The organism is Thermaerobacter sp. FW80, assembly GCF_004634385.1.
Classification (GTDB): domain Bacteria; phylum Bacillota; class Sulfobacillia; order Thermaerobacterales; family Thermaerobacteraceae; genus Thermaerobacter; species Thermaerobacter composti.
Genome location: NZ_CP037895.1, coordinates 1813077 through 1826399, shown reverse-complemented (window position 1 = coordinate 1826399; position 13323 = coordinate 1813077). Strand labels below are relative to the sequence as shown.

11 protein-coding genes are annotated in these 13323 nt (G+C 75.9%); 3 read left to right on the top strand and 8 right to left on the bottom strand.

The features are described 5' to 3' along the window. Positions 1 to 138 precede the first annotated feature (138 nt). The 6 genes from E1B22_RS13905 to E1B22_RS07560 all read right to left on the bottom strand — a co-directional run bounded on the left by E1B22_RS13905 (position 139) and on the right by E1B22_RS07560 (position 6967). Positions 139 to 1881 carry a nucleotidyltransferase gene (locus E1B22_RS13905; protein ID WP_305791191.1) on the bottom strand — a complete coding sequence of 581 codons (1743 nt, stop codon included), beginning with the start codon at positions 1879 to 1881 and terminating at the stop codon, positions 139 to 141. Between the two features lie 142 nt (positions 1882 to 2023). Further along, positions 2024 to 2692, bottom strand: coding sequence for a response regulator transcription factor (locus E1B22_RS07575; RefSeq protein ID WP_135225169.1), 669 nt, complete (start codon positions 2690 to 2692; stop codon positions 2024 to 2026). 918 nt (positions 2693 to 3610) lie between these two features. After that, positions 3611 to 4642 (bottom strand): hypothetical protein, encoded by a 1032-nt coding sequence (locus tag E1B22_RS07570; protein WP_135225168.1) that lies wholly within the window; start codon positions 4640 to 4642, stop codon positions 3611 to 3613. A 349-nt stretch (positions 4643 to 4991) separates the two neighbouring features. Further along, positions 4992 to 6017: a selenide, water dikinase SelD gene (selD, locus tag E1B22_RS07565; protein WP_305791223.1), complete on the bottom strand. Its 1026-nt coding sequence runs from the start codon at positions 6015 to 6017 to the stop codon at positions 4992 to 4994. After that, entirely contained in the window at positions 5997 to 6251 is a 255-nt protein-coding gene (locus tag E1B22_RS12690) for a hypothetical protein (RefSeq protein ID WP_167758791.1), read from the bottom strand. The genes selD and E1B22_RS12690 overlap by 21 nt, the downstream gene beginning before the upstream one ends. A 239-nt stretch (positions 6252 to 6490) precedes the next feature. Beyond that, on the bottom strand, positions 6491 to 6967 hold the full coding sequence (locus tag E1B22_RS07560) for a GNAT family N-acetyltransferase (RefSeq protein ID WP_135225166.1): 477 nt from the start codon (positions 6965 to 6967) through the stop codon (positions 6491 to 6493). A gap of 431 nt (positions 6968 to 7398) precedes the next feature. Here E1B22_RS07560 and E1B22_RS07555 point away from each other — a divergent pair, with 431 nt between their 5' ends. Beyond that, positions 7399 to 7944 carry a gamma carbonic anhydrase family protein gene (locus E1B22_RS07555; protein ID WP_135225165.1) on the top strand — a complete coding sequence of 182 codons (546 nt, stop codon included), beginning with the start codon at positions 7399 to 7401 and terminating at the stop codon, positions 7942 to 7944. Between the two features lie 338 nt (positions 7945 to 8282). On the opposite strand, the gene E1B22_RS07550 is transcribed toward E1B22_RS07555, so the two are convergent. Next, complete coding sequence (locus tag E1B22_RS07550) at positions 8283 to 9695, bottom strand: NCS2 family permease (protein WP_135225164.1); 1413 nt, start codon at positions 9693 to 9695, stop codon at positions 8283 to 8285. Positions 9696 to 10767: 1072 nt separating this feature from the next. On the opposite strand from E1B22_RS07550, the gene E1B22_RS07545 reads away from it, so the two are divergent. Both E1B22_RS07545 and E1B22_RS07540 read left to right on the top strand, forming a co-directional pair. Beyond that, the gene (locus tag E1B22_RS07545; RefSeq protein WP_135225163.1) at positions 10768 to 11022 is read left to right on the top strand and encodes an alpha/beta-type small acid-soluble spore protein; all 255 of its coding nucleotides are present in this window, start codon (positions 10768 to 10770) and stop codon (positions 11020 to 11022) included. Between the two features lie 566 nt (positions 11023 to 11588). After that, positions 11589 to 11936 (top strand): ASCH domain-containing protein, encoded by a 348-nt coding sequence (locus tag E1B22_RS07540; RefSeq protein WP_135225162.1) that lies wholly within the window; start codon positions 11589 to 11591, stop codon positions 11934 to 11936. A gap of 104 nt (positions 11937 to 12040) precedes the next feature. On the opposite strand, the gene E1B22_RS07535 is transcribed toward E1B22_RS07540, so the two are convergent. Then, positions 12041 to 13291, bottom strand: coding sequence for a YpdA family putative bacillithiol disulfide reductase (locus E1B22_RS07535; protein ID WP_135225161.1), 1251 nt, complete (start codon positions 13289 to 13291; stop codon positions 12041 to 12043). Positions 13292 to 13323: the final 32 nt, after the last annotated feature.

The window sequence follows — 13323 nt, the reverse complement described above, 5'->3', positions numbered from 1 at the left end:
CCGGTGGGCGACGCGGGGGCGGGGCCGACGGAAACCGGTGGGCGACGCGGGGGCGGGGCCGACGGGCCCGCCAACCGGCGCCGGCGGCACCCGCCGGCGCCAGGTCGGCCCGCCGGCTCGAGGCCCCAGCCCGCCGGGTCAAGGCCCCAGCCCGTCGGCTCGAGGCCCCAGCCCTTCGGGCGCCCCGCGCCAGGGATCCCAGTAGGCGAGCTGGCGCTCCCGCCGCGTCGCGGGACGTTCGCGGCCCCAGAAGACCCGCCCCGGGTAGCGGCGGGCCAGCTCGTCCACCAGCACCGGCAAGGCCGGCACCGACAGGGCCGGCCCTGCCGCCCCCCGGCCCGCCGACGCCGGCTCTGCCGGGCCCCGACCCGCCGACGCCGGCTCTGCCGGGCCCCGACCCGCCGGGGCCCGCGCCGCCGGTGTCCGCTCCCCGGGAGCGGCGGGGACCGGCTCCCGCCCCTGTCGGACGCGGTGCCCTCGCGTCGGCTGCGTTGGCTCCCCGGCCGGCGGCCGCCCTCCCATGGCAGGGGTTGCGCGGTCTTGGGTGGCCAGGGCCGCCGGGTCGCCCAGGGCGAGCTGGCGGGCGACCGGCTCCAGGGCGGTCACCGTCAGCGCCAGCCGCGCCGGGGCCGGTTCGTCCCCCAGCAGGCGGCGGTACAGGTCCAGGGCGGTGCGAGCCAGCGCGTCGCCGTCGGCCACGGCCTGGGGCAGGTAGCGGCGGACCCGGGCCCGCTCCCCCTGCAGGACCACGAGCCGTCCCCCTCGGCCGGCGGCCGCCAGGCGGGACGCCACTTCCCGGGCCAGGTGCGGCAGGCGCCCCGGCCACCAGCCGGTCCGGCGATCTTCCGGGAGCTCCGGGGGCGCGGCGAGGGCGGCGGTGACGCCCGGCGGCGGGAAGCCCGGCACCACGGGCCGGCGGTCGTCGCCGCGGCACCAGGCTTGCAGGAGGGGGGCCAGGTCGCCCACGGCCCGGGACACCACCTGCTGGGGCGCCGCAGCCACGTCGCCCAGGGTCATGAGGCCGAGGCGTTGCAACCGGCGGCGCGCCGCCGGCGGCACCTCCTCCTCCAGGACGGTCACGGGCATGGGGGCCAGGAAGGCCGCCTCCTGGCCGGGAGGAACCCGGCAGCTCGCCACCCCCGGGGATCCGCCGGCGTCGGCTGCCGGCATGGCGACCCTCGGGGCGGCGGTCCCGCTCTCATGGGCCGGTCCGGCACGCATCCCGGCCGGCGCGACGCCTCGGGAGGCCGGACCGGCACCGCCGGCCGGTCCGGCGACCCCGCTGCTCCGCTGCGCAGCGGCCCGGCCGCCTGCCGAGGCGGCGCCCCCGGCCGCTTCGTGCCGCTGCGGGCCTCGACCCCGCCGGCCCACCGCCCGGCGAGCCGGCGGTCCCGGATCTCCACCCAGGGCCTCCTCGCCGGCGATGGCGGCTCGGGACCGTGCCGCCACCCGCGCCGCCAGGCGCGCCACCAGCCGGCCGTGGCCGATCCCCAGGACCAGCCGGTGTCCCCGTCGCCCCAGGCCCGCCGCCTGGAGGACGGCGACCACCTCCTCGACGGTCGTCGAGGCATCCAGCTCACAGAGGGCCGCCAGGCGATCGACCACCGGCTCGACCCGCGGGGAGACGCCCAGCAGCGCCTCGTAAAGGGGCTCCAGGGCCGCCAGGGGGTCGATGGCATCCCGCGGCACCACCACGAGGCCGGGGAGCAGTCGCCGCGCGGTCCGCACCCGCATGCCGGGACGCACGCCCTCGGCCCGGGCGAGCGGCGCCACGTCGACCACCACCGGCCCGGCGGCCACCACCGCCGGCCGATCCCCCACGCCGGCCGCCGTCACCCATGCCCCCTCGAGCCGCACGAAGGCCAGGGGCGGCCTCGACATCGAACATGTGTTCCCCATGGTGAGCCCATTGTAGGGAGGACGGAGCCGGGGCGTCAAGAGGGACAAATCGCCTTTCTTAGAATTAAATGGTGATGGGGCTGGCGGGGGCGCTCTACCCCAGGAGGTCCTACCCCAGGAGGTCCTACCCCAGCAGGTCCTGGCGCCGGATCAGCCCCACCCGCAGGGCGAAGAGCACCGCCTGGGTGCGGTCCCGCACCCCGAGCTTCTGCATGACGTGGCTCAGGTGGTTGCGCACGGTCTTCGGGCTGATGTAGAGCTCCTGCGCCACCTGGGCCGTGGTCTTCCCGCAGGCGATGCGGCTCAGCACCTCGATCTCCCGCTGGCTCAAGAGCCGGGCCCGCTCCACCTCCTCCGGGGCGGGGACATAGCGGTAGAGCGGCGAATCGTGGGCCAGCTCCGACATGATCTCCGCGTCGATCACGAAGATGCCCGCCGTACAGGCGCGGATCGCCTCGGCGAGCCCCGCGGCCTCGCGGTGGGCCAAGAGGTAGCCCCCGAGCCCCGCTTGGACCAGCCCGAGCAGCGCCTCCGGATCACCCCGGTCGGTGATGCCGACCACCACCGGAGCGTTGGGCATGCGGCCGAGCCGGCCCACCACCTCCCGCGCCCGGTCCTCGACCAGGTCCAGGTCCAGCAATACCACGTCGGGCTCCAGCTCCCGCACCCGTTCCAGCAGCGCCCCGGCGGTCGCCGCGTGGCCCGCCACCTGGAGCCCCGGAGCCCCCTCCAGCACCCGTTGCAGCCCCTCGCGGATCAACGGCCTCCCGGTGGCGATCACGATCTTCACCATCGGCCTCTCCCCTGCGTCCCGGCGCCGGCCGGCGGCAACCCCCGGCCGCGGGTGGTGTCATCCCATCCTACGAAGGAGCGGCCCAGGGGGAACCGGCGACAGGCGCCCAAGACGGCGGGAAGCGGCGGACGGGAACCGACGAGGGCGAGACGGCGGTGCGAGGGCCGGGTCCTGGGGCAAGTCCCCCACGCTGAAGGCGGACGGGGTGCGGCGCGGCGGAGGCGGCTCGATGGCGCCGTCGCGGCGCAAAGGGCGGGGTCGCACCACGTGGAGGCGACGGCTCGATGGCGCGAAGGGCGGGGGCCGCGCGGTGACCCCGGGGCCCGTTGGTCCATGGCATCCGGGGCCCGTGAGGGTCGCCGCCACGGGGCGAGGCGCAAGGCGCGGGGCGCAGGCGGGAGATCCGATGGCGGCGTCGCGGTGCGAGGACCGGCCCCGCGCGCGCGACGCGGCCGAGGCATCGGAGGGGGGCAACCCTGATCGCGAAGGCCGTCCATGGAGCGCGGACGAGGCGCCCCGCCGCACCCTGAAACGGCCCCAGGGGCGCCAGGGCCAGCGTCGCACGGTGGCCACGAGGGGACGCCGCGAGGCCCCCACGGTGGCACGACGCGCCGCGGAGGAAGCCCCGCCACCGGGCCGGCGGATGCGGCGGTGGCGGGGCAGGGCGGCGTTGCGGCGGTGCGGCGGCGGTGTGGCGGCGGTGTGGCGGCGGTGTGGCGGGACACGCTCGCCCGTACCCACCGACCGCAGGGGGAGGCGCATCGACCGCAGAGGGAGACTCGACGATGCGGTGGCGGGGCAGCGGTGCGGCTCGCCGAGCCCGGGGGTCGGCCAGGACGGCCGCGGCGGAGGAGCCGGCGTAGGCGAGGGCTCAGGCGGGCGGGGCCGCGCCGAGGGTCGGGGGCGCCCCGCCTCCGGTCAGCCTCCGGTCCCAGGCACGGTCGAACGCAGCGGGCTGACCCGGCCGAGGGCATGGCCGCCCGGGATCGCGGCATCGGACACGGGGCGGCCCCGGTCCAGGTCGTACGGGACCTCGACCCGGGAACCGTCCTCCACCGCCACGGTCAGGACGGCGCGGTCGCCCTGGGCTTCGACCCGCCACCCCAGCGGCCTGGCGTGGTAGAGCACGTCCAGGACCACCACCCGTCCGGCTGGGCGGACCTCGGGGTCGTCCAGGGACCAGGGCCAGAGGGCCACCAGGGGGCGTGGGCCGCGGGTGGTCAGGAGGATGCCGCGGCTGCCGGCCAGGGCCACCGGGCCGAAGCCGTCGCGGCTCACCTCCACCGGCACCTCCGGCGGCCCGCCCGCCGGGGAGCCGTGGCGGGGCAGATCCGCCAGGCCGAGGCCGGGCTGCCATGGGCCCGCCGGTCCGCGCCACAGCAGGCGATGGCCCCGGACCGTCACCTCCACGACCCGGCGCCCCGAGGCCGCCACCAGCCGCGGATGGGCCAGGGTCGGACGCCAGACCAGGTCCTGGACGAACCGGCCGGCATAGCCCGCCGCGGGGATCGCCACGTCGAGCACGGTCGCCACGTGGATCCGCCCCGCCGCATCGGGGCGGGCGGTGCCGATGGCGTAGCCGGTCAGGGCGACGGCCGGGGTCGGGTCCCCGCCCCCGGCTTCGCCGACCGGCGGTGTGCCCGGAGGGGCCAGAGGAGGAACCCGTTCCGCCGGATGGCCGGCGAGCCCGGCCAGCCACGCCCCGCCCGGCGCGGCGGCCGCCGGGGCCACCCAGGCCCCGGCGGCCGCCGGCGAGCCCTCCTGCCAGGCGCCGAGCAGCCCCCCGGTGGCCGCCACGGCCTGCGCCGTGGCGGCCACCGGGGGGGCGTGCCGCTGGAGGCCCGCCAGGGGCAGCGCAAGCCCTGCGGCCAGCCCAAGCCATGCCAGCGCGGCCAGCGCGCGGGGCACCGGCCCCCGCCGGTGCCCCGCGCGGCGTGCGTCCTCGGCCATGCCTCCCTCGTGTGCCTCCCGTGCCGTTGGCGGGAACATCGTCATCGGCTCCAGGTAGCCGATCCCCGCGGGGTGGCGGTGCCGGTCTCACCCGGCCGTGAGCCGGTGCCGGCTTCCCGCTGCCTCCGGGACCGCCTGTGGGGTCGCAGGTCGTCCGCCCCGTCCGCGGGCGCCTTCCGTCGCCGGGCCACGCCCGGCGACGGAAGGCCACCAAGGTCGCGGGATGCCGGGCCGCGTTTTCGTCCCGGTCGACCACGTGCCCGTCACGTGCCCGTAAACCTCGCAGCGGAAGGTGCGTTCCGAGATCGCCGGCGCCAGACGCCCCGACGGGCTCCGGCGGCCGGATCCCCTACTCCACCAGCACGCGCCCCGCCGGCCCTTCCTCCACCCGGCCGATGACCCGCGCCTCGCGGACCCCGCGGCCGTGCAGCTCGTCGAGCAGCGCCGCGGCTCGGGCCGGTTCGACCACGAGGAGCAGCCCGCCCGAGGTCACGGCATCGAACAGCAGGCCCTGCTGCCACTCCGGCAGCGCGCGGCGGAAGACCACCACCGGCCCGTAGTGGCGGCGGTTGGCCCGGCTGCCGCCGGGGAAGACGTCCTTCTCCGCCAGCTCCCGGGCGCCCGGCAGGACGGGCACCGCCTCCGCCTCGACGACCAGCGCCACCCCGCTCTCGCGGGCGATGTGGCTGGCGTGCCCCACCAGGCCGAACCCCGTCACGTCGGTAGCCGCGTGGACCCCGCCCACCGCCTGGCCGGCCTCGGCGGCGGCCCGGTTCAGCGTCCGCATCATCGCGACCATGGCCGCCACCGCCTCCGGGGGCGCCAGGTCGCGCTTTAGGGCGGTGCTCACCACGCCCGTGCCGATGGGCTTCGTCAGGATCACCACGTCGCCGGGCCGCGCACCCCGGTTCGTCCAGATCCGGTCCGGGTCGACCACGCCCGTCACGGCGAGGCCGTACTTGGGCTCCGCGTCGTCGATGGTGTGCCCGCCGACGATCACCGCCCCCGCCTCCCGGACCTTGGCGGCGCCCCCAGCCAGGATGGCCGCCAGGGTCTCGGCCCCGTAGCGGGAGACGGAGAAGCCCACCAGGTTCAGCGCCGTCAGCGGCCGCCCCCCCATGGCGTAGACGTCGCTGAGGGCGTTGGCCGCGGCGATCTCCCCGAACAGGGTGGGATCGTCGACGATGGGCGTGAAGAAGTCCACCGTCTGCACCAGGGCCAGCCGGTCCGTCAGCCGGTACACCCCGGCATCGTCGCCGCTCTCCAGCCCCACCAGCAGGTGGGGATCGGTTCCTCCTTGCGGGGGTAGGTGGCGCAGCACCTGCGCCAGCTCGGCCGGGCCGAGCTTGCACCCTCAGCCGCCCTTGCCGGTCAGCTGCGTCAGGCGCAGCGCATCCACGGCGATCCCCCCTCTCCTGCCGGAGCGCGCCGCCGGCAGCCAGCCCACGCCAGGAGCCGTCCCACCGCCGGCAGCCGTCCCCACCGCGCGCAGCGCCCACCACCGGCAGCGACGCCTCCGCCCTTCGAGGACGGTCCCTGGCGCGAACCCGGCACGGTCCGGCCGGTCCGAGGAACCGGCTCGCGCGGACCGGCTCACGACCCGCACCATGGGCCGGCGCACCGGGAGCCGGGGGCGCCGCCCCGGTGGCTCGGAAGCGCGCCGCGCCCCGGTCCCACCCAACGGGCGCCGCCCCCTCCCGCCCCGATCCAAGGGCAGGCGTCCCGCGCCCGCGGGCTCGTCCGCCTCGACCGCGCCAGCGCCGCCCCGCTCCTTTCCCGTGCGCGGACGGGCACCGTGCGCCGACGCGGGAAGGGGCGAACGGCGCGGGCGGCGGCCCGGCCGCCCGCCTACCATTCCTTGGAAAACCAAACGCGATCGTAGCCGCCGGCGGGGTCGGGATCGGGGTCGAGGCGGTAGGGACGGTACCCCACCCGGTACCAGAACTCGATGGCCGGTGCGTCCCGCAGCCCGGTCTGCAGGTGAACGGCCCGCACGCCCTGCCGGCGCAACCGGTCCTCGAGGGCCCGCACCAGCGAGGTGCCCACGTCGAGCTGCGAGAACTCGGGATCCACCGCCAGGTCGTACACCTCGTAGGCGTCGCTCCGGCCGCCCAGCGGCCGCGCCCGCACCGCGCCGATCACCCGCTGACCGCTGCGGGCGACCCAGACGCGGCCGCGGGCGATGTCGTCGCGCACCTGTTCCAGCGTCTCCTTGAGCGGCTCGGGCGCCACGGGGTACTTGGCCTGATAGGGACGGAAGGCCCTCTGCGTCACCGCCCAGACCTGGTCGGCGTCGGCTGGGGTGGCGGGCTCCACGCTCCACACGGCATGACCCATCCTTTCCCGCGGGCTCCCGGCGGGCGCCCCGTGGGCGGGCCCCGCGGCGTCGCGGCGCGGTGCGATTGGCGGTACGATTGGATTGTATCGAATCGCCGGCGGCGAATCCAAGGATGCCCAGGGACGGGCCGCCGCGGCCCCTCGTCGGGGTGCGGCGTGCCGCGATCCGTGGAGCCGTGGGCGGCAGCCGCTCGCCCCCCTCCTCGGGGGGCGGCGTGCCGCGATCCGTGGGGCCGTGGGCGGCGAGCGCCTCGGCGGCAGCCCGGTCGCGGCGGGTGCCCGCCCCCGCTGCCGGCGCGAAGAGGCACGGCATCGCATCGGCGCGGCGTCCGCCCGCGCGAGCGCGCTTCCCTGCGCGGCCGCGCGGAGGCGCCGACGACCGTCACCGTGCCCATGGCCGCTCGCGGGAGGGTGGTCCCATGCCCGTCTATCGCCTCGGCTCCGTGACCCCCCGCATCGCCGCCACCGCCTACGTGGCGCCGGGGGCCCACGTGATCGGCCGGGTGACCCTGGACGAACACAGTAGCGTCTGGTTCGGCGCGGTCCTGCGGGCGGACCTGGACGCGATCCACCTCGGTGCCGGCAGCAACGTGCAGGACAACGCGGTGATCCACGTCAACGCCGGGGAGCCGTGCCACATCGGCCGCGACGTGACCGTCGGCCACGCCGCCGTCGTCCACGGGTGCACGATCGAGGACGAGTGCCTGATCGGCATGGGCGCCATCGTGCTCAGCCGCGCCCGCATCGGCCGGGGGAGCCTGGTGGGCGCCGGTGCCCTGGTCCCCGAGGGCAAGGTCATCCCGCCGGGAAGCCTGGTGCTGGGCGTGCCGGCGCGGGTGATCCGATCGCTGACGCCGGACGAACAGGCCGCGATCCGTGCCGCGGCTGCCCGGTACCGCGAGAACGCGCGGCGGTATGCCAGCGGGCTGGGCCTCGCGAGCGACGACCCCCGCGGCGACTCGTAGACGACGCCGACGCACCCTCCGCCCTCCACCACCCGTACGCCGCGCGGAAGCGATCGAGCCCCCGCCCGGCGTGGTGCCGGTGCGGGGGCCCCGGACCTGCGTGTTCGTCCGTGCGGGTTCGCGATGGTCCGATTCCGTTCGCCTCCCAGCCGTCGGCTGGCGGCTTCACCCACGGCGAGGGATGCGCGCCGCTCGCAGACTCACCCACCGCGAGGCCATCGCCCGGCGCCCCGCCGCGGCTTGGCTCGCGGCCAGGCACCCGCCCGCCGCCCGCGGCGGCTTCGCGGCCGGGCATCGGCCCGCGGCCCGCGCCCGCGCGTGCGGGTCCGGCGCCCGCCTCAGGCGCCGGACCCCATGAAGGCGTAGTGGGCGATGAAGATGGCCGCCAGGATCCACATGGTCACCGAGACCTCGCGGATGCGGCCCGTCACCAGCTTCAGCACCACGTAGGAGACGATGCCCAGCACCATGCCGGTGGCGATGCTGAAGGTCAGGGGGATGCCCAGCACCGTCAGGAAGGCGGGCAGCGCCTCGGTGATGTCGTCCAGGTTCAGGCGGCGGATCGGCTCCATCATCAGCAGGCCGACGATGATCAACGCCGGCGCCGTCGCCGCGGCCGGGATCACGCCGGCCAGCGGCCAGAAGAACACGGCCAGCAGGAACAGCAGGCCCGTCACCACGGCCGTCAGGCCGGTTCGACCGCCCTGGCCGATGCCCGCCGCGCTCTCCACGTAGGTGGTCACCGTGGAGGTGCCCAACACGGCGCCGATCATGGTCGCCAGCGCGTCGCTGACCAGCACGCGGCCGACCCGCGGGAAGGTGCCCGTTTTCTCGTCGATGACGCCCATCTTGGTCCCCAGGCCCACCAGGGTGCCGGCGGTATCGAACATGTTGACGAAGGTGAAGGTGAAGATCACCGTCAGCAACCCGAGCTGTAGCGCGCTGCGCACGTCGAGCTGGCCCGCCACCTGGGCCAGCACGCCGAGGTCGGGCGCGCGCACCACGTCGCCGAGGCTGCGCGGCAAGTGGGTCAGGGGCTGCATGACGCCGTTGGCGTCGGGTGCGTGGAAGAAGGCGCCCAGGGCGGTGGTGATCAGCACGCCCCAGAGGATGGCCCCCTTGACCTGGCGGGCCATGAGCAGCGCGGTGATCACCAGGCCCAGCAGGCAGAGCACCGCCGGCCCGGAGCGCACGTCGCCCAGGGCCACCAGGGTGGATTCGTTGGCCACCACCAGGCCCGCCGACTTCAGGCCGATGAAGGCGATGAAGAGTCCGATGGCCGTGCTGGTGGCCAGGCGGATGTTCAGCGGGATGTCCCGCAGGATGCGCTCGCGGATGGGCAGCAGGCTGATGATCAGGAAGATCACGCCGTCCATGAACACGGCGCCCAGCACCGTCTGCCAGGGCACGCCCTGCCCGAGGACGACGGTGAAGGCGAAGTAGGCGTTGAGGCCCATGCCCGGCGCCAGCGCGAAGGGCATGCGCGCGAACAGTCCCATGATCAGCGTGGCCACCCCCGAGGACAGGGCGGTGGCCATGAGGACCGCGTTGGGATCCAGGCCGGCGGCCCCCAGGATCTGGGGATTGACGAACAGGATGTAGGCCATGGTGACGAAGGTGGTCAGGCCGGCCAGGATCTCCGTGCGCAGGTCGGATCCACTGGCCTGGATGGCGAAGAACCGGTCCAACCAGCCGCCGCGGCGCGGCGCCGGTGCGTCCCCCGCCGGCTGGGGCTGAACCGCAACCGACATGTGGTCGACCCCCTTGGGTGCGATGCAGCCGCGCGGCTCGCCGGCGGCCCGTTCGCCGTGGTCGCTCCCGCGGCTTCGCTGCTGATCCCGCGGTTTCCGCGAGCGACCCGGTGGAATGGGCCGACGGGTCGCCGGCCGATCCCGGGAATGCGCCGCCGTGCCGCCGGTCGAGCCGGTCAACTCTGGCGTACCACAGCATTGCCCGGCAAGCAACGGTGAAAGTTTGCTCCTATTGAAACGTTGAATATTAATATGGCTTAATCGTTCGGTAACTGATAGTATCGATCGGGTCGAAGACCTTCCGCGCCGGATCGGCCCTGGCTCTTGATAAACGTGGTGCAAGCCGCCAGGACCCGCCCCGCCCCGTCGGGTTGCGGCCCGGACGTCGCGCGGCCCTGCGGCCCCCGGCGGGCCGGGCACCGGACCGCCGGCCGGCGTGGTTCGCCGTCCCGCACGACCCCCAGGGGAGCCGCGGCGGCCCCAGCCGTGTCGAACCTCGGCCGTCGGCCCGGGGATTCACTGTGGGCCCCGGATTTGCGAGCCTACCCCCCGGCGCCGGCGCGCACATTAGGCCGTGGGAACGCCACCTGAACGGGTTCCGGACGAACCGGTCCCGAGCCAGCGGATCGGCAGCACGGGTCGCGGCGCGCAGGACCGCGAGGCGGCGGCAGCGGCGGCCTGGGCGCCGCCCGGGCGCCGAGGGCCGGCCCCGACGGCGGGTCCGGCGCGGCCGGCGGCTCCCGGGTCGAAGAGAGGCCGGGTCAGGGCGGCAGCCCGGGCAGGCAGCGTCGCGCCGCGCCGCGTTGGGGCCGCGACGCACCGCGAGCGGAACGGTGGCGATGCGCCGCACGGTGGGGCCGCGACGCACCGCGAGCCGGACGGTCGCGCCGCGCCGCACACCGCGCGCCGGACGAGCCGGGTGGGATCGGGCCCCAGGGCGGTGAGCCGCGAGGGCGCATCGGGACGGCACCCGATCCGCGCCGCGAAGCGGGCGACCGGGCTGAAGGCGGAAGGGCGGTGCGGTACGCGCCGCGGGCGCGCGGGTCCAGGTCGGCCCATTGAGGTGATCCCCATGGCGTTGGGACAGAAGACCAACCGGTTGCTGGTGAAGGAAGCCCACCCGGCGCTGGACAACCTGAAGTACGAGATCGCGGCGGAGCTGGGGTTGCCGGTCCATCAGGGATCCGAGGACTACTGGGGAGAGATCCCCGCGCGCCAGGCGGGCGCCGTCGGCGGCCGCATGGTGCGCCGGATGATCGCCCTGGCCGAGCAGGCGCTGGCCAGCGGCCAGGCGCTCCCCCCGGATCCCAAGGCGCCGCAGGGCTAGGGCGGGTCGGTGCCGCGGGTCGGAGCCTGGGTCGCGGGAACGCCGCGGCGGGCTCCGCAGTCGCAGCGCCCGTGCCGCCCGAGCGCTCGCCGGCGCAGCCCGAGCGGGACAGCGGCCCCGGGTCGAAGAGCGGCGTCAGCACCTGCAGCAGCACCTGCTGGATCAGGGGTCCAGGACGGTCGGGATGCTCAACGCGCCAGCGGACGGGGCCGGCGCCGACATCGCGGGCGCGATGTCGGCGCCGGCCCCTTGTGGCTTTTTTCGGAAGGAATGGCGGGATGCCCGCACGAATAGCGGGTAATCAAACGCCCTGCCGACCGAATTCCGGCGACCGTGCGCGGTCGGCGACCGGCCTGCGCCCGGCGCACGGCGCGACGCCGCCACCGCCACGCCGGTGGCGGCCCCCCGCGTCCCTCGGCCCGGGGGGCGTCCGCGCCGTGGACGGCGGGCGCGGCGCCTCCCCGACCTCCCGTCGGCGCGCCCGCCGCGGTGGGCGGCGGCAAGGCTTCGACCGCGCGGATCCGGCCGGTGGCCGGTTCGTCCCGCACCTCTCGGGAGGGGTGGCCGTGAAGGCGCTCAACTTCTACTCCACCGTCTATCAGGCCAACCTGCTGGCCGCGGAGAAGCGCTGCACCATCCGCCTGGGCGACAAGCGCGACAAGTATCGCGAGGGCGATCTGGTCTGGGTGACCTACGGCAACCGGTATGAACCCCGCCAGAAGCTGTTCACCGCGGTCATCGATCGCGTGGTGGTCAAGCGGCTCGGCGACCTCACGACCGAGGAGCTCCGGGCCGAGGACGCCAACCTGAAGGACCCCGCGGAGCTGGCCCGGTTCCTGGAGCGGATCTACGACCGTCCGGTGGCGATGGACGAGACCGTCAGCGCCATCTTCTTCTCCCGGGTGCTGGAGTGACCCACGCCGCCGGACCCGGGGACGCGAGCCGCGCCGCCGCCGCGACCCCCTCGGCCCGCGGAGGCCCGAGGCCGTGCCCCGTGGTCCTGCCAGGGGCCGATGGCCTAGGACCGCGGCCACCCGGCGGCCTGTCGCCGGCTGAGGATGTGGCGCACGATCCGCTCGCCGTGCCAACGGCCGTTCTCGATGAAGATCTTGTTGGCGTCGTACCCTGCGGCCGCGACACCGGCCAGATAGACGCCCGGGACCGGTGTCGCCATGGTCTCCGGGTCGTGGCAGGGCTCCCCCGTGGCGGGATCGATGGGGATGCCGAGCCTGCGCACCAGGCGGTGATCGGGGCGGTACCCCACCAGGAGGAAGACGAAGTCGGCCGGCAGCCGGCGCGGCTCGCCCGCCACCCTCAGCCGCACGGCCTCAGGTTCGATGGCCTCGACCTCGGTGTTGTAGAGCACCGTGATCCGGCCCTTGTCCACCAGGCTGCGGAAGGGCGGCAGCACCCACGGCTTGATCCGCTCCGAGAGGGCGGGGCCGCGGTACGCCAGGGTCACCCGTGCACCGCAGCGGTGCAGGTCCAGGGCCGCCTCGACGGCCGAGTTCTGTCCCCCCACCACCAGGACGCGCCGTCCGTAGAAGGCGTGGCCCTCGCGGTAGTAGTGGCTCACGTGGGCCAGGTCCTCCCCCGGCACCCCCAGGCGATTGGGGCGGTCGTAGTAGCCGGTGGCCAGCACCACGTGGTGCGCGCGATAGACGACGGGACGATCCAGCCGGCCCACAGGCGCCGCCGGTTCGTCTTGTTCCGCCCGTGGCGCCCCCTCCGGCCCCAGGGGCGGCCACCCCGCCACCAGGCGCGGCGCCCGTCGCGCCACCACGCGAAAGGGCCCGTCGGGCTCGCGCTGGATGTCGACGACCTCCGTGTACGTCTCCACCGCCAGGCCGAGGTGCTGGACCACCGCCCGGTAGTAGTCCAGGGCCTCGCGCCGGGTGGGGTTGGGCCGCTCGCTGACGAAGGGGATCCCCGCGATGGCCAGGTTGTCCGCCGTGCTGAAGAAGTTCATCTGCAGCGGGAAGTGGACCAGGGAGTTGACGATGGCCCCCTTCTCCAGGACCCGGTAGCGCAGCCCCGCCCGGTGGGCCGCCGCGGCACAGGCCAGGCCGCAGGGCCCGCCCCCCACGATCACCAGATCGAGGGGCGCCTCCTCCGCCGGGTGCGCCGGCCCGCCCCCGGACTCCACAGGACGCGGCCCGGTCTCGCGGGTCGGGCTCGCCCGGCCGGTGGGCGCGTGGGGCGTTGCCTGGGTTCCGTGGTCTTCGGGGATCTCATGGCTCTCATGGGTCTCGTGGGTTGCGGTGGCCATGCTGCGCGTCGGACCTCCCTACCCGCTCCGCC

Coding starts and splice junctions, on each gene's coding strand:
- E1B22_RS07545 (WP_135225163.1), top strand. CDS start 10,768: ATGGCGTTGGGACAGAAGACCAACCGGTTGCTGGTGAAGGAAGCCCAC.
- E1B22_RS07550 (WP_135225164.1), bottom strand. CDS start 9,695: ATGTCGGTTGCGGTTCAGCCCCAGCCGGCGGGGGACGCACCGGCGCCG.
- E1B22_RS07570 (WP_135225168.1), bottom strand. CDS start 4,642: ATGGCCGAGGACGCACGCCGCGCGGGGCACCGGCGGGGGCCGGTGCCC.
- E1B22_RS07575 (WP_135225169.1), bottom strand. CDS start 2,692: ATGGTGAAGATCGTGATCGCCACCGGGAGGCCGTTGATCCGCGAGGGG.
- E1B22_RS12690 (WP_167758791.1), bottom strand. CDS start 6,251: ATGGTGCGGGTCGTGAGCCGGTCCGCGCGAGCCGGTTCCTCGGACCGG.
- E1B22_RS13905 (WP_305791191.1), bottom strand. CDS start 1,881: ATGTCGAGGCCGCCCCTGGCCTTCGTGCGGCTCGAGGGGGCATGGGTG.
- E1B22_RS07535 (WP_135225161.1), bottom strand. CDS start 13,291: ATGGCCACCGCAACCCACGAGACCCATGAGAGCCATGAGATCCCCGAA.
- E1B22_RS07555 (WP_135225165.1), top strand. CDS start 7,399: ATGCCCGTCTATCGCCTCGGCTCCGTGACCCCCCGCATCGCCGCCACC.